Origin of the sequence: Stenotrophomonas sp. STK17_22 (genome assembly GCF_051983905.1) — a bacterium.
Classification (GTDB): Bacteria; Pseudomonadota; Gammaproteobacteria; order Xanthomonadales; family Xanthomonadaceae; genus Stenotrophomonas; species Stenotrophomonas maltophilia_A.
This window is the reverse complement of sequence record NZ_CP197010.1, coordinates 1,329,842-1,351,115: the sequence shown is the minus strand read 5'-3', so window position 1 is coordinate 1,351,115 and position 21,274 is coordinate 1,329,842. Positions and strand designations below refer to the sequence as shown.

Annotated in this window: 22 protein-coding genes; 6 read left to right on the top strand and 16 right to left on the bottom strand. The window is 66.9% G+C overall.

All coding sequences use genetic code 11. From position 1 onward, the window contains the following. Positions 1-185: 185 nt before the first annotated feature. Positions 186-578: a barstar family protein gene (locus ACSYS9_RS06135; protein ID WP_049462356.1), complete on the top strand. Its 393-nt coding sequence runs from the start codon at positions 186-188 to the stop codon at positions 576-578. Between the two features lie 28 nt (positions 579-606). Here the strand turns inward: ACSYS9_RS06135 and ACSYS9_RS06130 are convergent, their stop codons facing one another. Together ACSYS9_RS06130 and ACSYS9_RS06125 are read right to left on the bottom strand one after the other, a co-directional pair. Then, complete coding sequence (locus tag ACSYS9_RS06130; RefSeq protein WP_071228495.1) at positions 607-1,599, bottom strand: glycosyltransferase; 993 nt, start codon at positions 1,597-1,599, stop codon at positions 607-609. Further along, the gene (locus ACSYS9_RS06125) at positions 1,599-2,876 is read right to left on the bottom strand and encodes an O-antigen ligase family protein (protein ID WP_071228496.1); all 1,278 of its coding nucleotides are present in this window, start codon (positions 2,874-2,876) and stop codon (positions 1,599-1,601) included. The genes ACSYS9_RS06130 and ACSYS9_RS06125 overlap by 1 nt, the downstream gene beginning before the upstream one ends. A 340-nt stretch (positions 2,877-3,216) precedes the next feature. Between ACSYS9_RS06125 and mutS the strand changes: the two genes are divergently transcribed. From mutS to ACSYS9_RS06110, 3 genes are all read left to right on the top strand, one after another. After that, the gene (mutS, locus tag ACSYS9_RS06120) at positions 3,217-5,772 is read left to right on the top strand and encodes a DNA mismatch repair protein MutS (protein WP_440569394.1); all 2,556 of its coding nucleotides are present in this window, start codon (positions 3,217-3,219) and stop codon (positions 5,770-5,772) included. Between the two features lie 191 nt (positions 5,773-5,963). Then, entirely contained in the window at positions 5,964-7,607 is a 1,644-nt protein-coding gene (locus ACSYS9_RS06115) for a catalase (protein ID WP_049424487.1), read from the top strand. Positions 7,608-7,715: 108 nt separating this feature from the next. Beyond that, positions 7,716-8,318 (top strand): DUF937 domain-containing protein, encoded by a 603-nt coding sequence (locus ACSYS9_RS06110; RefSeq protein ID WP_071228516.1) that lies wholly within the window; start codon positions 7,716-7,718, stop codon positions 8,316-8,318. 72 nt (positions 8,319-8,390) lie between these two features. Here the strand turns inward: ACSYS9_RS06110 and ACSYS9_RS06105 are convergent, their stop codons facing one another. From ACSYS9_RS06105 to ACSYS9_RS06095, 3 genes are all read right to left on the bottom strand, one after another. Beyond that, positions 8,391-9,578, bottom strand: a complete 1,188-nt coding sequence (locus ACSYS9_RS06105) for a glycoside hydrolase family 5 protein (protein WP_032127549.1) — start codon at positions 9,576-9,578, stop codon at positions 8,391-8,393. Positions 9,579-9,691: 113 nt separating this feature from the next. Further along, on the bottom strand, positions 9,692-10,099 hold the full coding sequence (locus ACSYS9_RS06100) for an RNA-binding S4 domain-containing protein (RefSeq protein WP_004149153.1): 408 nt from the start codon (positions 10,097-10,099) through the stop codon (positions 9,692-9,694). Positions 10,100-10,108: 9 nt separating this feature from the next. Then, a complete protein-coding gene (locus ACSYS9_RS06095; protein WP_071228517.1) occupies positions 10,109-10,348 on the bottom strand; it encodes a hypothetical protein in 240 nt (79 codons plus the stop codon). 62 nt (positions 10,349-10,410) lie between these two features. Between ACSYS9_RS06095 and ACSYS9_RS06090 the strand changes: the two genes are divergently transcribed. Beyond that, the gene (locus tag ACSYS9_RS06090; protein WP_049399635.1) at positions 10,411-11,871 is read left to right on the top strand and encodes an MATE family efflux transporter; all 1,461 of its coding nucleotides are present in this window, start codon (positions 10,411-10,413) and stop codon (positions 11,869-11,871) included. A gap of 825 nt (positions 11,872-12,696) precedes the next feature. Here the strand turns inward: ACSYS9_RS06090 and ACSYS9_RS06085 are convergent. The 10 genes from ACSYS9_RS06085 to ffh all read right to left on the bottom strand — a co-directional run bounded on the left by ACSYS9_RS06085 (position 12,697) and on the right by ffh (position 19,719). After that, positions 12,697-13,107, bottom strand: coding sequence for a DUF1801 domain-containing protein (locus ACSYS9_RS06085; RefSeq protein ID WP_071227725.1), 411 nt, complete (start codon positions 13,105-13,107; stop codon positions 12,697-12,699). Positions 13,108-13,145: 38 nt separating this feature from the next. Beyond that, positions 13,146-13,580: a DUF1801 domain-containing protein gene (locus tag ACSYS9_RS06080; RefSeq protein WP_032127553.1), complete on the bottom strand. Its 435-nt coding sequence runs from the start codon at positions 13,578-13,580 to the stop codon at positions 13,146-13,148. Positions 13,581-13,659: 79 nt separating this feature from the next. After that, positions 13,660-14,040, bottom strand: a complete 381-nt coding sequence (locus ACSYS9_RS06075) for a DUF6404 family protein (protein WP_049398969.1) — start codon at positions 14,038-14,040, stop codon at positions 13,660-13,662. Positions 14,041-14,122: 82 nt separating this feature from the next. Further along, entirely contained in the window at positions 14,123-14,524 is a 402-nt protein-coding gene (gene rplS, locus ACSYS9_RS06070) for a 50S ribosomal protein L19 (RefSeq protein ID WP_005408597.1), read from the bottom strand. Positions 14,525-14,678: 154 nt separating this feature from the next. Further along, positions 14,679-15,437, bottom strand: coding sequence for a tRNA (guanosine(37)-N1)-methyltransferase TrmD (gene trmD / locus ACSYS9_RS06065; RefSeq protein WP_071227726.1), 759 nt, complete (start codon positions 15,435-15,437; stop codon positions 14,679-14,681). An 8-nt stretch (positions 15,438-15,445) separates the two neighbouring features. Continuing rightward, the gene (rimM, locus tag ACSYS9_RS06060) at positions 15,446-15,958 is read right to left on the bottom strand and encodes a ribosome maturation factor RimM (RefSeq protein WP_071227727.1); all 513 of its coding nucleotides are present in this window, start codon (positions 15,956-15,958) and stop codon (positions 15,446-15,448) included. Positions 15,959-16,002: 44 nt separating this feature from the next. Then, entirely contained in the window at positions 16,003-16,263 is a 261-nt protein-coding gene (rpsP, locus tag ACSYS9_RS06055; protein ID WP_005415733.1) for a 30S ribosomal protein S16, read from the bottom strand. 132 nt (positions 16,264-16,395) lie between these two features. Then, a complete protein-coding gene (locus ACSYS9_RS06050) occupies positions 16,396-17,178 on the bottom strand; it encodes an aminotransferase class IV family protein (RefSeq protein ID WP_071227728.1) in 783 nt (260 codons plus the stop codon). Then, positions 17,175-18,251 carry an NAD(P)H-dependent flavin oxidoreductase gene (locus ACSYS9_RS06045; protein WP_071227729.1) on the bottom strand — a complete coding sequence of 359 codons (1,077 nt, stop codon included), beginning with the start codon at positions 18,249-18,251 and terminating at the stop codon, positions 17,175-17,177. Before ACSYS9_RS06045 ends, ACSYS9_RS06050 begins: the two co-directional genes overlap by 4 nt. A 91-nt stretch (positions 18,252-18,342) precedes the next feature. Further along, positions 18,343-19,719 carry a signal recognition particle protein gene (gene ffh, locus ACSYS9_RS06040; RefSeq protein WP_005408591.1) on the bottom strand — a complete coding sequence of 459 codons (1,377 nt, stop codon included), beginning with the start codon at positions 19,717-19,719 and terminating at the stop codon, positions 18,343-18,345. Between the two features lie 122 nt (positions 19,720-19,841). Between ffh and ACSYS9_RS06035 the strand changes: the two genes are divergently transcribed. Further along, on the top strand, positions 19,842-20,636 hold the full coding sequence (locus tag ACSYS9_RS06035; protein ID WP_012510433.1) for a cytochrome C assembly family protein: 795 nt from the start codon (positions 19,842-19,844) through the stop codon (positions 20,634-20,636). Positions 20,637-20,726: 90 nt separating this feature from the next. Here the strand turns inward: ACSYS9_RS06035 and ACSYS9_RS06030 are convergent, their stop codons facing one another. Continuing rightward, entirely contained in the window at positions 20,727-21,191 is a 465-nt protein-coding gene (locus ACSYS9_RS06030; RefSeq protein WP_049424469.1) for a hypothetical protein, read from the bottom strand. Positions 21,192-21,274 lie beyond the last annotated feature (83 nt).

Genomic DNA, 21,274 nt, shown 5'->3' with positions numbered 1-21,274 from the left:
TGTGCAGGCAGTCAGAAAATGCAGCGGCCAATAATGGCGCCATATCCTTATCGAATAGCGCTGACACGCCAGTGCCCGATGAAAATCACGCAGGATTAACACCATAATAACGCCACCCCCATCCAGGGCGGCCCGGATTATCTGCGCCGGACACAACCGTCGCCCCGGAGGGCTACAGTCTGCAGATGACACGGATCCTGCACATCGAAGGCGCGTCCATCAACGACATCGCCAGCCTCTACGTGGAAATCAATCGTGTATTCATGGCCGACGAAGACTGGCAGCTGGGCGCAAGCCTGGACGCGCTTGATGACCTGCTGCACGGGGGCTACGGCGCGCTCGCCGGTCATGCCACCGCCACGGTGGTGTGGCGCGACATCGCCCACAGCCGCGAGGCACTGGGCCGCGAGACCACGCGCGCCTGGCTGCAGTCGAAACTCGATCAGGGCGGCAGGTTCAACGGTCCGGCCATCCACGCTCAGTTGACGGCACTGTCACTTGGCCAGGGACAGACCTACTTCGAGATCGTCATGGAGATCTTCGGCAGCCATCCGCAGATCACCCTGGTGCCAGGCTGAGCACTCTGCAGCAACCAGCCGCATCAACTCAAAGCTTGGCCAGGGCCTCACCCAGCCGGCGTGGGAACGCCACTTCGCTGGCCAGGTGCCATGCGCGTGCATTGGCGCCCAGCCGGGTCCACTCGGCCTCATCCATCGCCAGCGCACGCTCGACGGCCTGTTCCAGCGCCTTCTCATCCACATGCCAGGTCCTGGACAGATGGCAGGGCGCGCCCTCGTGCGCGGCAACCAGGATGCCGCGGCTGTCGTCGATCATCTGGTTCATCGGCGCGCCATCGCAGGTGATCACCACCGCCCCGCAGCTCATCGCTTCCACCAGGTAATGGCCCCAGCCTTCGGTCTGCGACAGGCACAGGTGGAACGCATGTTCGTTCTGCAGGCGCTGCACCTCCTGGTCGGGCAGCCGCTCGCGGACGATCCGCAGGTTCGCGGCCCCGCCCTCATCTTCGTCCGAAGGGCCGCCGCGCAGGATGGTCAGCAAGGGCCACTCCGGATGGCGCTTCCAGACCTCGACCAGCGTTGCCGTGCCCTTCATGCGGCTGGTACCGGCCGCATGCAGGAAAGTGCGCGGCCTGCGCGGCACCGCCGGGTCGTAGCGGTCACGGCTGCAGAAACCGACTTCCAGCGCGCGCATGCCCAGCGCATTGAAGATGCGCGTAGCGTCTTCGGTCTTGGTCAACAACGCATCGAACCGCGGCAGGATCCGCAGGCTGCGTGCGGACACCCATTCCGGATTCGGAATCAACAGATTGACCTCGGCCAGTCCGAAGCTTGCCGGCCGGACATGCTCCAGCGAGATGTTGATGTCGAACCGGGCCGGCGTGCGCCCCAGGCTCAGCCACGAGGCCAGCAGCCTGCGCAGGCACATCCCGCGGAGCTTCCAGGCCCCCCCATTGCGCACCGCGTCCAGACGGCTGACCGTCACCGTGTGCCCGAGCTGCTGCAACGAGCGCTCGATCACCTGGATGTCATGGGACAGGCCACGCTGGTTGTCGGCGGCCAGCAGGTGGATATGCGCCATCAGGAGGGACTCCCTGGCCGGCGCAGGTCGCGCGCAGGCAAGGCGGTCGCCAGCATGAAGCCCAGCACCAGGTAGAAATAGAACGAATGCGGCATCGCCCGGTAGAACACGTTGTCCGTGAACGCCGACAGCGCATAGACGATGACCACGGCAAGTCCGGCGGTGGCGATCATCGCGGTGATGTCGTCGGCGTGGCCGAGGCGCCGCACGAAATGGATGCCCGGCAGGATGAAGACCAGCAGCATGATCAGCAGCAACGGCACGCCACCGGTCACCGCCGCTTCCAGGTACTCGTTGTGCGGATGGTTGTAGCGGAAGATCGACTCGGACACCTCGCCGCGGGCGATGCCCTCACGTGCATAGGTACCGAACTGGTTCAGGCCCACCCCTGCCACGGGATGCTCGGCGAAGGCGTCGACCGCCACGCCCCACATGGCGATGCGCTCACGGACCGAGCCGACCTCGTTTTCCTGGTTGAAACCGGAGATCTCGCCACTGACCTCACCGAAGCGCTGGATCACCTCATGGTTCAGCACCGAGGTGGCACCGACCACGCCAATGACCAGGGCACCGACGAAGGCCAGTGCCCCCCGCCAGCGCCGGGTGCGCCGGACGTGCACCGCAATCACCATCAGCATGGCGGGAATGAACGCCAGGATCGGCCCGCGGCTCTGCGCCAGGATCGAACCGTAGACGCCAACGGCGATGGCCACGCCGTGCAGCCAGCGTTCGGCCGGATGCACATTGGGCTGGATCAACCGGATGACCGAGAACAACGCCATGCACAGCGTCACCATGGTGAACTCGATCGCCGTCCATTCGCCGCCACTGAAACCGTGCGCGCGTTCAAGGCCCATCACGTGGTGCTGCACGATGCACGACCCGCCGAAGACCAGGGTGGACACGGCGAAGATCTTCCAGATCAGGCGCCAGTCCAGCGCAGTGGCGAACACGGCAGCGGTGCCCAGGTAGAGCAGTGTCTGCGCCGGCAGATCCAGCTCGTTCCAGCGCAGCCCGTGCCAGAGGATGCTGTAGAAGGCATAGGCCAGGCGCAGGAAGCAGACGATCACGACGAACCGGGCGATGCGGTAGCGCAGGCGGACATCGGGCTGGCGGCGGATCAGAACCACGCCGGTGACCAGCAGGGCCAGCAGCAGCACCGCCTTCAGCAAGGTGTAGGGTGCGGAGCCGGCAAGCGGAACGATGGCGACCAGGATGCTCAGCAGGACGGTACGCCAGGTGTAACGAGGTTCGGCGGCCATGCAGGCTGCAGTCATGCTTGTTCTTTCCATCAACGCCCGCCCGGGGGATAAGTCGCCCCGGTTTCCATGGAGGCCGCTTGGCGGAAATCGCCGGGGCTGACACTACCGTGGGCCCCTGGGGAAATCAACCAAAGTGCCGGCGCAGGGGCGCAGGCGTTGGCACACGGACAGCCCCCGGGCCCAGCGCGGGTGCCGCGGATCATCGACCGCCCCAGGTCGCTACACTAATGTCCTCTCCGGCCATGCCTGCGCGTGGCCACGCCCCGACGCCCTGCCAAGACGCGAAACGCCCCAAGTGACTGATACAAAAGACAACACCAGCAACGCCAAGGCGTCCAAGGAACACACCCCGCTGATGAAGCAGTTCTTCGCGGCCAAGTCCGATTACCCGGACCTGCTGCTGTTCTTCCGCATGGGTGACTTCTACGAACTGTTCTATGACGACGCCCGCAAGGCGGCGCGCCTGCTCGACATCACCCTGACCCAGCGCGGCAGCTCCGGCGGCGCACCGATCCCGATGGCCGGCGTGCCGGTACATGCCTATGAAGGCTACCTGGCACGGCTGGTGGCGCTGGGCGAGTCGGTGGCGATCTGCGAGCAGATCGGCGACCCGGCGCTGGCCAAGGGCCTGGTCGAGCGCAAGGTGGTGCGCATCGTCACCCCCGGCACGGTCACCGACGAGGCGCTGCTGGATGAACGCCGCGACACCCTGCTGATGGCCCTGTCGCGCAGCAAGCAGGGCTACGGCCTGGCCTGGGCCGACCTGGCCGGCGGCCGCTTCCTGGTCAACGAGGTGGAAACCGACGACGCGCTGGAAGCCGAACTGGCGCGGCTGGAGCCGGCCGAGCTGCTGGTGCCCGACGAGGAGAACTGGCCGGAGTTCCTGCGCCAGCGCACCGGCGTGCGTCGCCGCGCGCCGTGGCTGTTCGATGCCGACAGCGGCCGCCGCCAGCTGCTGAATTTCTTCAAGCTGCATGACCTGAGCGGCTTCGGCATCGACGACAAGCCGCGCGCGACCGCTGCCGCCGGTGCCCTGCTCGGCTATGTCGAGGAAACCCAGAAGCAGCGCCTGCCGCACCTGACCTCGATCGCGATGGAAACCGCAGGCGAAGCGATCGCGATGAACGCCGCCACCCGCCGCCACCTGGAACTGGATACGCGCGTCGACGGCGATACCCGCAATACCCTGCTGGGCGTGCTCGACAGCACGGTGACGCCGATGGGCGGGCGCCTGCTGCGGCGCTGGCTGCACCGCCCGCTGCGCCTGCGCGAGGTGCTGGTGCAGCGCCACCACGCAGTGGAAACCCTCATCCACCGCGGCAGCGACGCCGATATCCGCGAGCAGTTCCGCCGCCTCGGCGACCTGGAACGCATCCTCACCCGCGTCGCACTGCGTTCGGCGCGTCCGCGCGATTTCTCCACCCTGCGCGATGGCCTGGGCCTGCTGCCGGCGGTGCGCGACGTGCTGGCGCCGCTGGATTCGCCGCGCCTGCAGGCCCTGCATGCCGCGCTGGGCGAACACGATGAGTGCGCGCAGCTGCTGGCCAGCGCCATCGCCGAAATGCCGCCGCTGAAGCTGAGCGACGGCGGCGTGCTCGCCGATGGCTTCGATGAAGAGCTGGACGAGCTGCGCCGCCTGTCCACCCACGCCGACCAGTTCCTGGTCGACCTGGAACAGCGCGAGCGCGAAAGCAGCGGCATTCCCACCCTGAAGGTGGGCTACAACCGCGTGCACGGCTACTACATCGAGATCAGCAAGGGCCAGTCCGACCGCGCGCCGGTGCACTACACCCGCCGCCAGACGCTGACCAATGCCGAGCGCTACATCACCGAAGAACTGAAGGCGTTCGAAGACAAGGTGCTGTCCGCGCGTGACCGCTCGCTGTCGCGCGAGAAGTACCTGTACGAGCAGCTGCTGGACACCCTCGGCGGCCAACTGGAACCGCTGAAGCAATGCGCCGCCGCGCTGAGCGAACTGGACGTACTGGCGGCCTTCGCCGAACGCGCGCAGGCGCTGGACTGGGCGCGCCCGGAGCTGCAGGCCGAGCCGTGCCTGAAGATCGAGCGTGGCCGCCACCCGGTGGTCGAGGCGGTGCGCGAGCAGCCGTTCGAACCCAATGATCTGGATCTGCATCCGGACCGTCGCATGCTGGTCATCACCGGCCCGAACATGGGCGGTAAATCGACCTACATGCGGCAGAACGCGCTGATCGTGCTGCTGGCCCACATCGGCAGCTTCGTGCCGGCCAGCCGTGCGCTGATCGGCCCGATCGACCGCATCTTGACCCGCATCGGCGCCGGCGACGACCTTGCCCGCGGGCAGTCGACCTTCATGGTCGAGATGGCCGAAACCAGCTACATCCTGCATCACGCCACCGCCCATTCGCTGGTGCTGATGGACGAGATCGGCCGTGGCACGTCCACCTACGATGGCCTGGCGCTGGCCGACGCGGTGGCCCGTCACCTAGCCTACCAGAACCGCTGCTACACGCTGTTCGCCACCCACTACTTCGAGCTGACCGCGCTGGCCGACGAGCAGCACGAGGGTGGCCGCAGCGGCATCGCCAACGTGCATCTGGATGCCGTCGAGCACGGCGAAGCGCTGGTGTTCATGCACGCAGTGAAGGACGGCCCCGCCAACCGCAGCTTCGGCCTGCAGGTGGCCGCACTGGCCGGCCTGCCGCGCGCCACCGTGGCGCAGGCGCGTCGTCGCCTGGCCGAGCTGGAGCAACGTGGCGGTGAAAGCCATGCCGCCGAACTGGCGCCGCAGGCGCTGGATGCGCCACAGCAGTTCGGGCTGTTCGCAGCACCGTCGAACAAGGCCCAGGAAGCGCTGGCCGCCATCGACCCGGACGAGCTGACCCCGAAGCAGGCGCTGGAAGCCCTGTACCGGTTGAAGGCGCTGCTGTAACCGCAGCGCACGCCCAAGGCCTCCCCGCCTACCTTGCGGGAGGCCCATCGAAAGGTTCTGCAAATCCGATTCTGAGTTTCAATTGACAGAATCTATCAACCTGAATGGATCATTCGATTATTCATTTCATCTGGCCCTAGCTAAAGTCGAGTGAAGATGTTCCATCCCGTCTTCACCCGCAGGAGCCAGCCATGAGCCAGTCCGATAACAACAGCCCCAAGTGCCCGTATCACACCGCGCCGTCGCCTGCGGAAGGCGCCCAGCAGCAGCGTGAACTGAGCACCACGCCCAAGCAGAAGCACGGCGATGATCCGGTCACGCCGATGACCACGGCCTTCGGCGCACCGGTGGTGGACAACCAGAACAGCAAGACCGCCGGCCCGCGTGGCCCGCTGCTGATGGAAGACGTGTGGCTGCTGGAAAAGCTGGCCAACCTCAACCGCGAGATCATTCCCGAGCGCCGCATGCATGCCAAGGGCTCGGGCGCGTTCGGCACCTTCACCGTCACCCACGACATCAGCAAGTACACCCGCGCCAAGCTGTTCGAGAAGGTCGGCAAGCAGACCGAGATGTTCGCCCGCTTCACCACGGTGGCCGGCGAGCGTGGCGCCGCCGACGCCGAGCGTGACATCCGCGGCTTCGCGCTGAAGTTCTACACCGAAGAAGGCAACTGGGACCTGGTCGGCAACAACACGCCGGTGTTCTTCCTGCGCGACCCGCGCAAGTTCGCCGACCTCAACAAGGCCGTGAAGCGCGACCCGCATACCAACCTGCGCAGCGCGCGCAACAACTGGGACTTCTGGACGCTGCTGCCCGAAGCCCTGCTGCAGGTGACCGTGGTGATGAGCGACCGCGGCATTCCGCGCAGCTTCCGCCACATGCACGGCTTCGGCTCGCATACCTACAGCTTCACCAATGCCGACAGCGAACGCTTCTGGGTCAAGTTCCACTTCGTCAGCCAGCAGGGCATCGAATCGCTGACCGACGCGCAGGCGCAGATCCTGGTCGGCCATGACCGCGAAAGCCACGGCCGCGACCTGTTCGCCGCGATCGAGAAGGGCGACTTCCCGAAGTGGAAGCTGTTCATCCAGGTCATGCCGGAGCTGGACGCGGAAACCTACCGCGTGCATCCGTTCGACCTGACCAAGGTGTGGCCGAAGAGCGACTACCCGCTGATCGAAGTGGGCCAGTTCGAACTGAACCGCAACCCGGTCAACTGGTACCAGGACGTGGAGCAGTCGGCGTTCGCACCGAGCAACCTGGTTCCGGGCATCGGCCCGTCGCCAGACAAGATGCTGCAGGCACGCCTGTTCGCCTATTCCGATGCGCAGCGCTACCGCCTGGGCGTGAACCACCACCAGATTCCGGTGAACGCCGCGCGCTGCCCGGTGCACAGCAACCACCGCGATGGTGCGATGCGCGTGGACGGCAACTACGGCGGCCTGCCGCACTACGAGCCGAACAGCTACGGCCAGTGGCAGGAGCAGCCGCAGTACCGCGAACCGCCGATGAAGATCCGGGGCGACGCCGACTTCTGGAATTTCCGCGAGGACGACGCCGACTATTTCAGCCAGCCCGGTGCGCTGTTCCGCAGCTACAACCAGGCACAGAAGGACCGCCTGTTCGCCAACACCGCCCGTGCCCTGGGCGATGCGCCGGACTTCATCAAGCAGCGCCACATCGACAACTGCAGCAAGGCCGACCCGGCCTACGGTGCCGGTGTTGCCGCGGCGCTGAAGGCGCTGGCCAGCCAGCCGTCGGATCCGTTCAAGCCGGCGCAGCCGGAAGCGGACTTCCCCACCGCGACCCCGGGCGCCGAAGACATCGAGCTCTGATCGCCCTCCCCCGTGAACGGCACGCCGCCTCCCCGTGAGGCGGCGTCGCCGTTTTAACGGTCCGCGTCGTACCTTCTGCACGCCCAACCCCAATCAAGGATTCCGCAGATGAGCCTGACCGATGAACTTCTCGCCAAATTGCAGGGCGCCCCGCTGCAGCAGGTGTCGCAGCAGCTCGGCATCAGCGATACCCAGGCTTCCGGCGCGATCAGTGCCGCGCTGCCGGTGCTGATGGGCGCGCTGGGCAACAACGCCTCGCAGCCGCAGGGCGCGCAGGCCCTGCTCGGCGCCTTGCAGAACAACCACAGCGGCCTGGACCTGGGCAGCGTGCTCGGCTCGGTACTGGGTGGTGGTGGCGGTGGTGCCGCCAGCGACGGTGCCGGCATCCTCGGCCACATCTTCGGCGGCAGCCAGCAGAAGGTGGAGACCGGCCTGGCCCAGGCCACCCAGCTCGACAGCGGCCGCACCAGCCAGCTGCTGCAGATTCTTGCCCCGATCGTGATGGCCTTCCTCGCCCAGCGTCTCGGCGGCGGCCAGGCCGATGCCGGCTCGCTCAGCCAGGCCCTGGGCCAGGAAAAGCGGCAGGTGCAGCAACAGGGCGGTCTTGCCGGTGGCCTGCTCGGCAGCCTGCTGGACCAGGATGGTGATGGTCAGCTGGGCGTGGGCGATCTGCTCAAGCTGGGCGGCAATCTGCTCGGCGGCAAGCGCTGAGGGAAAGCCTGGCCGGACATGGGCCGGCGCTACCGGCATCGCCATGGGTAGCGCCGGGCCAGGCCCGGCGGCTTACCGGTTGCCCGCCTTCAAACGCTGCAGGATCGGTGCGAACAAGGGCGCCTGCATCGAGCGCGGCGGCTCGACATGGCCGCCCTTTTCCTGCGCCTGCCAGTACGACCACGGCAGCGGCTTGTCGCCCAGTTCGTAGTCCATGCCGTCCCAGCCATCCTCGCGGAAGGCGTAGAAGGCCCAGTGCACCTTGTCCTGCTCCAGCACCTGCAGCACATCCTGCAGGTAGCGGCTGCAGTCCGGCCACCGCCGCATGCAGCCGAATTCGGCCACCACCATGCGGTTGGCACCGACGCCATGCGAGGCGGCCCACGTCATCGGCTGCTGCAGGTAACGGCGTACACGCGCCGCATCCCAATGCTCGCTGCCTGCACCGAACGGCACCTGCGCCGGATAGCGCCAGGGTTTGGCACGCGTCTGGTTCGGTGCACTGGTTGCTGCATACGGCTCGTACATGTGCACGCTGTACAGCAGCTTCGAATCCGCCAGCGGTGCCGGCCAGTAGTTGAAACCGTCGGCGGCGGCATACCAGCCCGCATCCAGCATCAGCGGCATCGCGGTGTCGACCTCGCGGATGCTGGCGATCAGTTCCGAGTAGAAGCGGCGCAGATCGCGTGGGCCGTCCTGCACACCGGCATACCACCGCTGCATCGCCTCAGTGGACGCATGCTCGGCCAGGCCTGCACCGTACTCGGGCACCGGCTCATTGATGAGGTTGTAGGCGGCCAAGGCAGGATGACCCTTCAGCGCCGTGGCCAGGTCATGCCAGAAGCGACGGGCCGGCACATGGTTGTCGAAGGACTGCCACAGGCGCTGGTCGACCACATCGCCGTTGTGCTGCTTCCAGCGCAGCAACGGCAGCGACAGCGGCGTCAGCACCACTTTCAGCCCGGCCGCATCGGCGTCATCCAGCACCCGTCGCAGCGTGGCCAGGTCGGCCGGAACCAGTCCGCGATAGTCATCGGCGTTGCCGATCAGGAAGTCACGACCGCCCTGCCCCTTCCACTTGTCCGGCACCAGCCGCACCCAGGTCGCACCGGTCGCACGCAGCGCCTCGAAGTATTTCCGGTCCGGAGGCGACATGTTCATGCTGTTGCCACCGCGTTGCGGAACGTCCCAGAAGGTGATGTCGGCAGCGTGCAGTGGCGCCGCAGCAAGCAGGGACAGGCATAACAGCAGACGACGCATGGGCAGGCCTCCGATAGGTGAAAAACCAGCCTGCCCAGCGCAATCCGAACGCACCGTGACCGGCGCTTTGTTTCGCACCGCGATAGGAACAATCCGTTGGAATCAGGATTTCGCTAGAGCGCGTCGATGTCACCCAAGGCCCGGATCAAACGCCGCGCGCGCTTGTCCGGCTTGTGTTCCGGCGGCTGGAAACCATCGCGTGCGGCAATGCGCAGTGCACGCTGTTCGGCACGGCGCGCCTTCGAAGCCTCGCTCTCGGCGTACAGCTGCTGTGCCGTTGGCGCCGGCCCGCGCTGGTCGCTCAGGCCCAGCACCTGGATCTCGAAATGCTCCTCGCCGCGGTCGACCTGCAGCTGCTCACCCACGCGCACCGCGCGCGAGGACTTCGGGCGCTGCCCGGCCACGCTGACCTTGCCGGTCTCGATGGCCTGCTTGGCCAGGCTGCGGGTCTTGAAGAAACGGGCCGCCCACAACCAGATGTCCAGGCGGACACTGGGCGACAACGGGGAAAGCTCAGGCATCGGTGCGGACTACTCCGGTGGCTTGTTCAGAGGACGCGGATGGTCGGGGTCGGTGCGGCAGCCGCTGCCCCCGATCAAGGCGGGTACACCAGCGGAAAGATCCTGGCGCTGGCTGCCGACCAGGCACTCGGGACGGTCGGTCGGCCGCACCTGGCTATCGCCCAGCCGGTCACCTGTCGAACATGCGGCCAGTGCGGTGCCGATCAAGGCCAGCGCCAGGCTCCATTTCATCTGCAGTCGTTGATGCATTGCCACATCCTGCAAACCGGCTTGGTGCTAGTGTGCGCCTCCCGGGATTCGATCACCACTCCATGGCCAAAGCGCCGCTTGACCTGACCTCCGGCCCGATCGGCCGCAATCTTCTGCTGTTCTCCCTGCCGATCCTGGCGGGCAACATCGCGCAGTCGCTGAACGGTTCGGTGAATGCGGTCTGGGTGGGGCGCTTCCTCGGCGAGGCGGCATTGACCGCCACCGCGAACGCCAACAACATCATGTTCTTCCTGATCGGCTCGGTGTTCGGCTTCGGCATGGCCTCGACCATCCTGATCGGCCAGGCGATCGGTGCGCGCGACATCGCGCAGGCACGGCGCGTGGTCGGTACCAGCGCCACCTTCTTCATCGGCCTGTCGGTGATCATCGCCATCGCCGGCTGGTTCATGGCCCATCCGCTGCTGGCGGCGATGGGCACGCCGGCCGCCTCGCTGCCGTTGGCCGAAGCCTATCTGCAGATCATCTTCCTGGCGATGCCGACGCTGTACGCGTTCGCCTTCCTCACCGCTGCACTGCGCGGTGCCGGTGACTCGCGCACGCCGTTCCGTTTCCTGATGGTGTCGGTGGCACTGGACATCGTGCTGAACCCGGTACTGATCTTCGGCATGGGGCCGTTCCCGGCGCTGGGCATTGCCGGTTCGGCCTGGGCCACGCTGGTCGCGCAGACGCTGTCGCTGGCCGGCCTGCTGCTGTACATGCGGCACAAGCGCCACACCCTGTGGCTGGGCCGCGCCGACATGCGCCTGTTCAAGCTCGACCTGACCATCCTCAAGGCGCTGGTCATCAAGGGCGTGCCGATGGGCCTGCAGATGGTGCTGATCTCGCTGTCGGTGATCCTGCTGATGACCATGGTCAACCAATACGGCACCGACACCGGCGCCGGTTACGGCGCTGCCCTGCAGCTGTGGAACTACCTGCAGATGCCGGCGATGGCGATCGGTGCGGCGTGTTCTTCGATGGCGGCACAGAACGTCGGTGCGCAGCGCTGGGATCGCGTGCGCGGTACCGCGCGCCAGGGCGTGCTGTTCAACTTCCTGTTGACCGGCGCGCTGATCCTGCCGCTGGTGGTGTTCGATCGCCAGCTGCTGGCACTGTTCCTGCCACCGGCCAGCCAGGCGCTGGACATCGCCCGCCACCTCAACCACGTGGTGATCGGCTCGTTCCTGTTCTTCGGCGTCAGCTTCGTGATCTCCGGCGTGGTTCGCTCCACCGGCGCAGTGATTCCGCCGCTGCTGATCCTGGCCGGTTCGCTGTGGGGCGTGCGCGTGCCATTCGCCGAACTGCTGCAGCCGTATTGGGGCGCCGATGCGATCTGGTGGAGCTTCCCGGTCAGCTCGCTGGTCTCGATGCTGCTGTCACTGGCCTATTACCGCTGGGGTGGCTGGCGCAAGGCGAAGATGATGGGCAAGCCCTCGCACGCCGAAGAACTGGCCACGCCGTCGGAGATTCCGGCCTGCCCGCCGTCTCCGGTGGCCGACCCGGATGCCGCGCCACTGCGGTAGTGCCGGCCGCTGGCCGGCAACCTCAAGCCCCTCCGGAAGCATCGCGCAACAGCCGGCCAGCGGCCGGCTCTACCGCTTCTTCTTCGCCGCCGGTCATTACCACGGTAGTGCCGGCCGCTGGCCGGCAACCTCAAACCCCTCCGGAAGCATCGCGCAACAGCCGGCCAGCGGCCGGCTCTACCGCTTCTTCTTCGCCGCCGGTCATTACCACGGTAGTGCCGGCCGCTGGCCGGCAACCTCAAACCCCTCCGGAAGCATCGCGCAACAGCCGGCCAGCGGCCGGCTCTACCGCTTCTTCTTCGCCGCCGGTCATTACCACGGTAGTGCCGGCCGCTGGCCGGCACCTTCAAACCTCTCCGGAAGCATCGTGCAACAGCCGGCCAGCGGCCGGCTCCACCGCTTCTTCTTCGCCGCCGGTCATTACCACGGTAGTGCCGGCCGCTGGCCGGCACCTTCAAACCTCTCCGGAAGCATCGTGCAACAGCCGGCCAGCGGCCGGCTCCACCGCTTCTTCTTCGCCGCCGGTGATTACCACGGTAGTGCCGGCCGCTGGCCGGCAACCTCAAGCCCCTCCGGAAGCATCGCGCAACAGCCGGCCAGCGGCCGGCTCTACCGCTTCTTCTTCGCCGCCGGTCATTACCACGGTAGTGCCGGCCGCTGGCCGGCAACCTCAAACCCCTCCGGGGGCATCGCAAAACAGCCGGCCAGCGGCCGGCTCTACCGCTTCTTCTTCGTCGCCGGTCATTACCTCGGTAATGCCGGCCGCTGGCCGGCAACCTCAAGCCCCTCCGGAAGCATCGCGCAACAGCCGGCCAGCGGCCGGCTCTACCGTTTCTTCTTTTTGGCAGCGTTGAACGTGGCCGCCGCGCGCAGCAGTGCCTTGAACGCGGCGGCATCCGGCATCGCGCCTTCATGGATGTCGATCGCACGTCGCGTGTTGCCGTCCAGGCTGGCGTTGAACAGGCCCTTCGGATCGGCCAACGCCGCACCGTTGGCAAAGGTCAGCTTCACCGCCTGTTTGTAGGTTTCGCCGGTGCACAGGATGCCGTTGTGCTCCCACACCGGCGTGCCGCGCCACTTCCAGGTTTCCTGCACGTCCGGCAGCGCCTCATGGATCAAGGTACGCACGCGTGCCAGCGCCTCGCCACGCCAGTCGCCCAGCTCGGCGATGCGTGCATCGATCAGTTCAGCGGCCGGGGTTCCGGCATCGGCAGGGTTCGGTGCATGCGTGGCCATCAGCGGTTCTCGTCGGCAGGGAGATCGGAACGATGCACTTACATGCGCTCGCCGGGCAATGCCGCGGCCTGGCGCACCCAGTCGAGGAACTGCGCCTCATCCAACGCACCCTCCTGCTGGATGTGCAGGTAGCGCGTATCAGCACTCTTCGACGGCTCCGGCGGCACCGGCTTCAGCGCAGCGCCGCGGAAGAACGCCACCTTGATGTAGCGGGTGAAGCAGTGGAAGCTGAGAAACCAGCCTTCGCCCGGCGCAACCGCATACATCGGCGAATTCCACTTCACTGCCTTGTGCACACCGGGTACAGCCTGTTCGATCAGCGCGTCCAGCTGTGCTCCGATCGGCCGCTTCCAGTCCGGCATCGCCGCGATATAGGCCTGCACCGGCGCATCGCCTTCGCCCTTGGCGATCTGCGGGTTGCCGCCTGACAACAGCGCGGGCGCGGTGGAAGGTGCGGTTCGCTTGGCAGGCATCGCACAGCACGTCCATCGGGATGAAACCGCAGCCTAGCGCGGCCTGTCCGCAATGGTCACGGCGCAGTGCGCCATCGGCTCAGTCCGCTTGCCGCGCCCGGAACTGCTGCCAGTCCGGCAGCTTGCGGTGGCGGCGCAGCGAGCGCATCAAGGCCGCCATCACCACGCCGAACAGCGCACCGGCCAACAGTCCGGCCGCCAGCAGCAGGGCCAGCGGGCGCTCACTGCCCTGCCACAGCATCAGCCACATCAGCGCGGTCCAGAACAGCCCGAACAGCAGACCCTGCACCAGCGCATTGGTGCCGAAGCCGGCCAGGATCGGCGGTGGCAGTGCGATGCCCATGCGCCACAGAAGGCGATGCAGCAGCGGTGCCGACTGCACGCGCGCCAGCCCCTTGCCGTCGAGGAAGCGCAGCGCCGACTGGATCACGGCGGGATAGCGCGGGTTGATGTCGTTCATCCCCTGATCGTGGCCGAAGCGATGCCGGAAACGCAAACGGCCACCCGAAGGTGGCCGTCGCGGCAACAACCGAAGTTGTTTATCAGGCCTTTTCGGCCAGACGGGCAGCCTTGGCGGCAGCAGCGGCAGCCAGGTCTTCCTTGATGCGGGCAGCCTTGCCTTCCAGGCCACGCAGGTAGTACAGCTTGCCGGCGCGGACCTTACCACGACGCTTCACTTCGACCGAGTCGATGATGGCGCTGTGGGTCTGGAAAACGCGCTCGACGCCGTAGCCGTGCGAGATCTTGCGGACGGTGAACGAGGAGTTCAGGCCGGCGTTCTTGGTGGCGATGACAACGCCTTCGTAGGCCTGCACGCGCTCGCGGCTGCCTTCCTTCACCTTCACGTTGACGACAACGGTGTCGCCCTGGCTGAACTTCGGCAGTTCACGGGTGATCTGGGCGGATTCGAATTCCGCGACGATGGACTTGTTCAGCTTGCTCATGGGTTACACCGATTCTTGTTCGGGTGGGCGTGTCGTATCGACAACGTAGGCTCATGCAGTCACCGGACTGTGCTGCACGTTTGTTTTGGGTACTGCGCGCGCCGGCCGGGGCCGACGGGAATTGGCCATGATAGCCGATAACGCCAGCCCTGCGCTAGGGGCTGGCCTTGTGTTTCTGGGCCTGACGGGCCTGCTCCAGCAGCTTGCGGTCGGCCTTGCCCAACGCCTGTTCATCCAACAGGTCCGGGCGCCGCTGGGCGGTACGGACCAGCGACTGCTGGCGGCGCCAGGCCGCGATGGCCGCGTGGTTGCCCGAGCGCAGCACGTCCGGCACGTCACCCAGCGGGTGCTGGGCCGGCTGGCTGTAATGCGGGCAGTCGAGCAGGCCGAGGTCGCCCTCGAAGCTGTCCTGCGCCGCCGATTCCGCGTCGTTCAGGGCACCGTCCTGCAGGCGGGCCACGGCGTCGATGATCACCGCCGCGCCCAGCTCGCCACCGGACAGCACGTAGTCGCCGAGGGAAATCTCCTCGTCGACATTGGCCTCCAGGAAACGCTCGTCGATGCCTTCGTAGCGGCCACAGAGCAGGACCATGCGCGGCAGCGCCGCCAGTTCCCGCACCTTGGCCTGGGTCAACGGCGCCCCCTGCGGGCTGAGATGGATCACCCGCGTCGGGGTCGGATCAGCATCACGGATCGCCTGCAGGCAGGCCTGCAGCGGCTCGATCAGCATCACCATGCCCGGGCCACCACCGAACGGACGGTCGTCCACCCGGCGGTAGTTGCCTTCGGCGTAATCACGGGGATTCCAGCCATGCAGGCTGAACAGGCCCTTCTCCTGCGCGCGCCCGACCACGCCCAGTCCAGCGGACTGGGCGAGGAACTCGGGGAACAGGGTGATGACGTCGAAACGCATGCTCACACTCAGAACTCGGGATCCCAGTCGACCACGACCAGGTTGGCCTCGAAGTCGACCGACTTGACGAAGTCCGGCTGCACGAACGGAATCATCCGTTCGCGGTCACCACGGACCACCACCACGTCGTTGGCGCCGGTGCTGAACAGGTGCGAGACCTGGCCCAGGGCAACGCCCTCGGTGGTCTTCACGTCCAGGCCTTCCAGGTCCACCCAGTAATACTCGTCGGGCTTCGGCGGCGGCAATGCACTGCGGGCCACGTAGATCTCGGTGCCGTGCATCGCTTCAACGGTATCGCGGTCCTCGATGCCGGGGAAACGGGCGACCAGGTGCTTGCCGCTGTCGCGGCCGCGTACACCTTCAATCGTGGTTTCCACGCCAGACGGGCTGCGCACGATCCACGGCTGGTAACGGAAAATGGCGGAACGTGGCTCGGTCCAGGACTCGAGCTTGATCTCGCCGCGCACACCAAAAGCGCCGACAACCCTGCCCAGCAGGATGCGGCGCTCGATATCTTTCATCTGCTTCAACCAAGAGGGCCACGCCGAAGCGTGGCCCGTCAGGATCAGGCCGCAGCGGCCTGGGACTTGGTCGCTTCCTTGATCAGGTTGCGGACCTTGTCGGTCGGCTGGGCGCCGTTCTTGACCCAATGGTCAACGCGGGCCAGGTCCAGCTCGATGCGCTTCTCGGCGCCCTGGGCGACCGGGTTGTAGAAGCCAACGCGCTCGATGTTGCGGCCGTCGCGCGCGCTGCGCACGTCGGTGACGATGATGTGGTAGAACGGACGCTTCTTGGCGCCGCCGCGGGTCAGTCGAATCTTGACCATGGTGTTTTTCCTATTGCCCAGTCGCCAGGATGGCGAGGTAAGCGGGCGATTATAGCGGCAGAGCCCGGCCGAGCCAACCCCAGGGGTGAATCCGCCTTCACGGCAGCGCCGGGCCATGCCCTGCGGGGGTTTTCACCCCAATCTGTCCCAAGCCACCGCCGCCAGCACTGCCCTGCCCTGTTCAGCCAGTGCCTGCGAACCCGGCAGGACATGCCCGTCGATGGCGTCCAGCGCCCATAGGCCGCTGGCGTTGCAGGCAAAAGCGGCCTTCACGCTATCCAGTTCAGCCAGTGCCAACGGCCGCGTCAGCTGTGCCCCCGGCCAATGCTGCTTCAACAACGTCTCGGCAGTACCGCGCAGGGCCGGCGCCTGTGGCCAGAGCAGGCGCTCACCATCGTGCACGGCCAGGTTCCAGGTGCTGCCTTCACTCATCACGCCATCAGCGGTCACGAACAGCACATCGTCGAACCCTTCCGCCATCGCCGCACGGCGCTCGGCAAACAGGCCGAAGGTGCCGACGTGCTTGATCTGCGGCAGTTCGCGCTGCCACACCACGCTGCGCACCCGCTTCGGTGCGGTCAGCGCCACCGGCGCGGACACCGCCACCAGCACGTCCACCGGTACGGCCGCCAGCGGATTGCGGAAATCGAAGCGGCGCGAGTACACCGTCACCCGCAGCGAGGCATCGGCCAGGCCGGCCTGCTGCAGCGCCTGCGCCATCCAGCCCTGCACCTGCGCCGCGTCCAGTTCGCTGCCGAACAGTTCGCGCGTGGCCTGCGACAGCCGCGCCAGATGCAGGTCCAGTCCCTGCACGGCGTGACCGCGCACCTGCAGCGAGGTGAAGTGGCCATAGTTGACCAGTGCAGGCAGCAGATCCTCCACCTGCGCCGGTTGGCCGTTGCAGGTCACGGTCATCGCAGCAGCGCCTGCGCCTGTTCCCACATCCCGCGCAACACGTCGGCGGCCGGCTGTGCCGGGGCCATCCACGCCGACTGCCCGGCCCAGGCCTGCATCGCTGCAAGACGATTTTCCTGCACGGCCTGCCTGCGCATCGGCGCGGTCAGGCCGCGCTGCACCGGGTACGGGCGTGGCGCCGGTGCGCCTTCCGCAGTGGCGGCGCGCACATAGGGTGTCGCCAGGCCACGCCCCAGGCGGCCACTGAAGGCGCGGGTCGGCCAGGTATCTTCCGGTTCGCTGGCCGCCAATCCATCGGCCCACGCTGAAGCGATCGCCGCTTCGGGCGTGCGCAGGAAGGCAGTGCCGATCTGCACGGCGCTGGCCCCCAGGGTGAGTGCGGCAGCAATGCCACGGCCGTCGGCGATGCCACCGGCGGCGATCACCGGAATCTGCAGGTGATCGGCCAGGCGCGGCAACAACGCAAACAGGCCGACCAACTGACGCTCGGCCATCGCCGGATCGAACGCGCCGCGATGGCCACCGGCTTCCACGCCCTGTGCCACCACCGCGTCGGCACCGGCGTCCTGTGCCGCACGCGCTTCGGACAAGGTGGTCGCGCAGGCGATCCAGGCAATGCCGGCGTCCTTCAGCTGCTGCACGTGGCGTGGCAGCAGCACGCCCATGATGGTCGAGGCCACCACCGGACGTGCCGCAAGCAACGCAGCGAACTGTTCTTCGAAATCGGCGGGCGTGGCGTCGGCAGCGCTGGCCGGCACGTCCGGGCCCCACTGCGCGAGGAAGGCGCGGCTGGCGGCCTCGGCGGCAACATCACGGGTCGGTGCGGGATCCGGCACCCACAGGTTCACCTGCGCCGGACCGGTCGAAGCGGCGCGGAAATCGTCCATCCAGCGACCGATATCGGCCGAAGAGGACAACACCGCGCCCATCGCGCCCATGCTGCCGGCGTTGGCCAGCACGGCCGACAGCGGCACCGGGCAGGCACCGGCCATCGGTGCCAGCAGGATCGGAAGCTGCAATGAAAAACGCCGACAGAAGGTGTCGGCGCGTTCAAGAATCGGCGATGCATTCACGCGACATACCTGTTGGAGAAGTCGCCATCCAGCATACGCCAGTCGTTGTGACCGGGGCCGCGTCGCAATGCGCGCCGGCCCCGTCGCTGCATCAACGGAACGGCATGCCGCGGCCGCCCATGGCGCCCATCATGCCCTTCATGCTGCGCAACATGCCCTTCATGCCGCCGCCGGCCATCTTGCTCATCATCTTTTCCATCTGCATGTACTGCTTCATCAGCTTGTTGACGTCAGCGGGGGTCACGCCCGAGCCCTTGGCGATGCGCGCGCGGCGCGAGCCGTTGAGCAGGTTCGGGTTGCGCCGTTCCTTCTTGGTCATCGAGCTGATGATGGCGATCATGCGCGGCACTTCCTTGCCCTGGCTGACCTGCTGCTTCAGATGGTCGGGGATGTTGCCCAGGCCCGGCAGCTTGTCCATCAGGCCGCCGATGCCGCCCATGTTCTGCATCTGCTCCAGCTGGTCACGCATGTCGTTCAGGTCGAACTTCTTGCCCTTGGCGACCTTCTCGGCCAGCTTGGCGGCCTTGTCCTTGTCGACCTGCTGCTCGACCTGCTCGACCAGCGACAGCACGTCGCCCATGTCGAGGATGCGGCTGGCGATACGATCCGGGTGGAATACGTCCAGGCCTTCCGGCTTCTCGCTGACACCGACGAACTTGATCGGCTTGCCGGTGATGTAGCGCACGCTCAGCGCGGCACCGCCACGGGCGTCACCGTCGGTCTTGGTCAGCACCACGCCGGTCAGCGGCAGGGCGTCGCCGAAGGCCTTGGCGGTGTTGGCCGCGTCCTGGCCGGTCATAGCGTCGACCACGAACAATGTTTCGGCCGGATTCACCGCCGCGTGCAGGGCCTTGATCTCGGCCATCATTGCTTCGTCGATGGCCAGGCGGCCGGCGGTATCGACCAGCAGCACGTCGACGAACGACTTGCGTGCGTCGTCGATGGCGGCGCGGACGATGGCTTCCGGCTTCTGGTCGGCGCTGGACGGGAAGAACAGCACGCCGACCTGCTCGGCCAGAGTCTTCAGCTGCTCGATCGCGGCCGGACGGTAGACGTCGGCCGAGACCACCATCACCTTCTTCTTGCGCTTTTCCTTCAGGTGCTTGGCCAGCTTGCCCACCGTGGTGGTCTTGCCGGCGCCCTGCAGGCCCGCCATCAGGATGATGGCCGGAGCGGGCACATTGAGGTTCAGGTCGCTGGCTTCGGCGCCCATCACCGCGGTCAGCTCGTCGCGCACGACCTTGATCAGGGCCTGGCCCGGGGTCAGCGACTTCAGCACTTCCTGGCCGACCGCGCGCACCTTGATGCGCTCGATCAGGGCCTGCACCACCGGCAGCGCAACGTCGGCTTCGAGCAGCGCGATGCGGACCTCACGGGTGGCCTCGCGGATGTTCTCCTCGGTCAGGCGGCCGCGGCCACGCAGGCGCTCGATGGTGCCGGAAAGGCGCTGGGTCAGTGACTCGAACATGCGGCGCAACCTGTCTGAAAGCGGGGGACAATAAGGCAGACAGTATAACGGGTCCGCTCCCCTCCCCGGACTGCGACCACAGGGCCGTCGCCACCACCGCAGGGGTATGCGAAACTGCAACGATGTTAATCGTTCTCATCGCCGCCCTGCTCTACCTGGCCGCCAGCGCCCTGCTGGTGCGTGCGCTTGGCCGCGATGAAAGCACCGGCTCTCCCGCCTGGCTGTGGCCCGCCCTGCCGGCGATGCTGCTGCACGGCGGCTACCACGTGATGGTGGCGATGCGCACCAACGGCGGGCCGGACATGCACTTCTTCGCCGCGCTGTCGCTGGTCGGCCTGGGCATGGCCTGGCTGACCTCGCTGGTCGGCGCGCGCGGGCGCATGTCGGCACTGGGCGTGGTGGTGTTCCCGCTGGCCGCGGTACTGCTGCTGGCCTACCACGGCTACGGCCACGAACCGAGCAAGGTGCTGGGCTGGCGCCTGGCCAGCCACGCCTGGCTGGCGCTGCTGGCCTACGCCACGCTGAGCATCGCCGCGCTGCTGGCGATCATGCTGTGGCTGCAGGAACGCGCCCTGCGCCGCCGCGAGTTCCGGCCGTGGCTGCGCGCCCTGCCGCCGCTGGCCGATCTGGAATCGCTGCTGTTCCGGGTGATCACCGTCGGCTTCGCGCTGCTGACCTTGACCCTGGTCACCGGCGTGCTGTTCGTCGACGACCTGCTGGCGCAGAAGCTGGTGCACAAGACGGTGCTGAGCGTGCTGTCGTGGATCGTGTTCGGCGTGCTGCTGATCGGCCGTCGCCGCTACGGCTGGCGCGGCATGAAGGCGGTGCACTGGACGCTGGCGGCAATGCTGTTGCTGCTGCTGGCCTTCTTCGGCAGCCAGTTCGCGATCGAACTGGTGTTCGGGCATTCGCGATAGCGGTGTGCCGGCCAACGGTCGGCACCCACCCTGGTAGTGCCGGCCGCTGGCCGGCAACAGGACCGCACCCTGCGTGGATGCCGCAGACGGTCAAGGCAGCGGCTGGGCCAGGATCTTCCGTACCGAGCGACCGCTGTTGGTAATGATGTCATCCACCTGCCAGCAGCCCTGCCCCTGGCGCACCATCGGCAACCGGGTCACGTAGGCCTTCTTCCATACCGAATAGCGCATCTCGACCTGGCCGGACGTCGCCGAGACCTCTTTCCAGATGTAGCGCACCGGACTCTCGATGTCGCCATCCTGCGCATCCAGCCACGGGTCCGAATCGATGGTGCAGATGCCTTCCTCACGCACCTGGCAGGCGCGCTCGCCACGCAGGGCCTTGCCGAAGGCCGGGCTGACCAGCGCCGGCGGCGGTTCCAGCAGATCGCCATTGCCGGTGGTTGCCTCGTAGAAGGCACGGGCGACAGCCACTGGTTCCTGGCAGGCCGGTGCGGCCTGCACGGTGGGGGCCAGCAGCAGCCCGGCGATCATGAACATCCCTGTCTTTCGCATGTATTTCTCCTTGAGGTAGTGCCGGCCGCTGGCCGGCAACACAGGATATCCCGGCGCTGCCGGCCAGCGGCCGGCACTACCCG

Bases quoted from the DNA above. Each gene is read 5' to 3' on its own strand.
- ACSYS9_RS06135 (WP_049462356.1), top strand. From the start codon at position 186: ATGACACGGATCCTGCACATCGAAGGCGCGTCCATCAACGACATCGCC.
- ACSYS9_RS06130 (WP_071228495.1), bottom strand. From the start codon at position 1,599: ATGGCGCATATCCACCTGCTGGCCGCCGACAACCAGCGTGGCCTGTCC.
- ACSYS9_RS06125 (WP_071228496.1), bottom strand. From the start codon at position 2,876: ATGACTGCAGCCTGCATGGCCGCCGAACCTCGTTACACCTGGCGTACC.
- mutS (WP_440569394.1), top strand. From the start codon at position 3,217: ATGAAGCAGTTCTTCGCGGCCAAGTCCGATTACCCGGACCTGCTGCTG.
- ACSYS9_RS06115 (WP_049424487.1), top strand. From the start codon at position 5,964: ATGAGCCAGTCCGATAACAACAGCCCCAAGTGCCCGTATCACACCGCG.
- ACSYS9_RS06110 (WP_071228516.1), top strand. From the start codon at position 7,716: ATGAGCCTGACCGATGAACTTCTCGCCAAATTGCAGGGCGCCCCGCTG.
- ACSYS9_RS06105 (WP_032127549.1), bottom strand. From the start codon at position 9,578: ATGCGTCGTCTGCTGTTATGCCTGTCCCTGCTTGCTGCGGCGCCACTG.
- ACSYS9_RS06100 (WP_004149153.1), bottom strand. From the start codon at position 10,099: ATGCCTGAGCTTTCCCCGTTGTCGCCCAGTGTCCGCCTGGACATCTGG.
- ACSYS9_RS06095 (WP_071228517.1), bottom strand. From the start codon at position 10,348: ATGCATCAACGACTGCAGATGAAATGGAGCCTGGCGCTGGCCTTGATC.
- ACSYS9_RS06090 (WP_049399635.1), top strand. From the start codon at position 10,411: ATGGCCAAAGCGCCGCTTGACCTGACCTCCGGCCCGATCGGCCGCAAT.
- ACSYS9_RS06085 (WP_071227725.1), bottom strand. From the start codon at position 13,107: ATGGCCACGCATGCACCGAACCCTGCCGATGCCGGAACCCCGGCCGCT.
- ACSYS9_RS06080 (WP_032127553.1), bottom strand. From the start codon at position 13,580: ATGCCTGCCAAGCGAACCGCACCTTCCACCGCGCCCGCGCTGTTGTCA.
- ACSYS9_RS06075 (WP_049398969.1), bottom strand. From the start codon at position 14,040: ATGAACGACATCAACCCGCGCTATCCCGCCGTGATCCAGTCGGCGCTG.
- rplS (WP_005408597.1), bottom strand. From the start codon at position 14,524: ATGAGCAAGCTGAACAAGTCCATCGTCGCGGAATTCGAATCCGCCCAG.
- trmD (WP_071227726.1), bottom strand. From the start codon at position 15,437: ATGCGTTTCGACGTCATCACCCTGTTCCCCGAGTTCCTCGCCCAGTCC.
- rimM (WP_071227727.1), bottom strand. From the start codon at position 15,958: ATGAAAGATATCGAGCGCCGCATCCTGCTGGGCAGGGTTGTCGGCGCT.
- rpsP (WP_005415733.1), bottom strand. From the start codon at position 16,263: ATGGTCAAGATTCGACTGACCCGCGGCGGCGCCAAGAAGCGTCCGTTC.
- ACSYS9_RS06050 (WP_071227728.1), bottom strand. From the start codon at position 17,178: ATGACCGTGACCTGCAACGGCCAACCGGCGCAGGTGGAGGATCTGCTG.
- ffh (WP_005408591.1), bottom strand. From the start codon at position 19,719: ATGTTCGAGTCACTGACCCAGCGCCTTTCCGGCACCATCGAGCGCCTG.
- ACSYS9_RS06035 (WP_012510433.1), top strand. From the start codon at position 19,842: ATGTTAATCGTTCTCATCGCCGCCCTGCTCTACCTGGCCGCCAGCGCC.
- ACSYS9_RS06030 (WP_049424469.1), bottom strand. From the start codon at position 21,191: ATGCGAAAGACAGGGATGTTCATGATCGCCGGGCTGCTGCTGGCCCCC.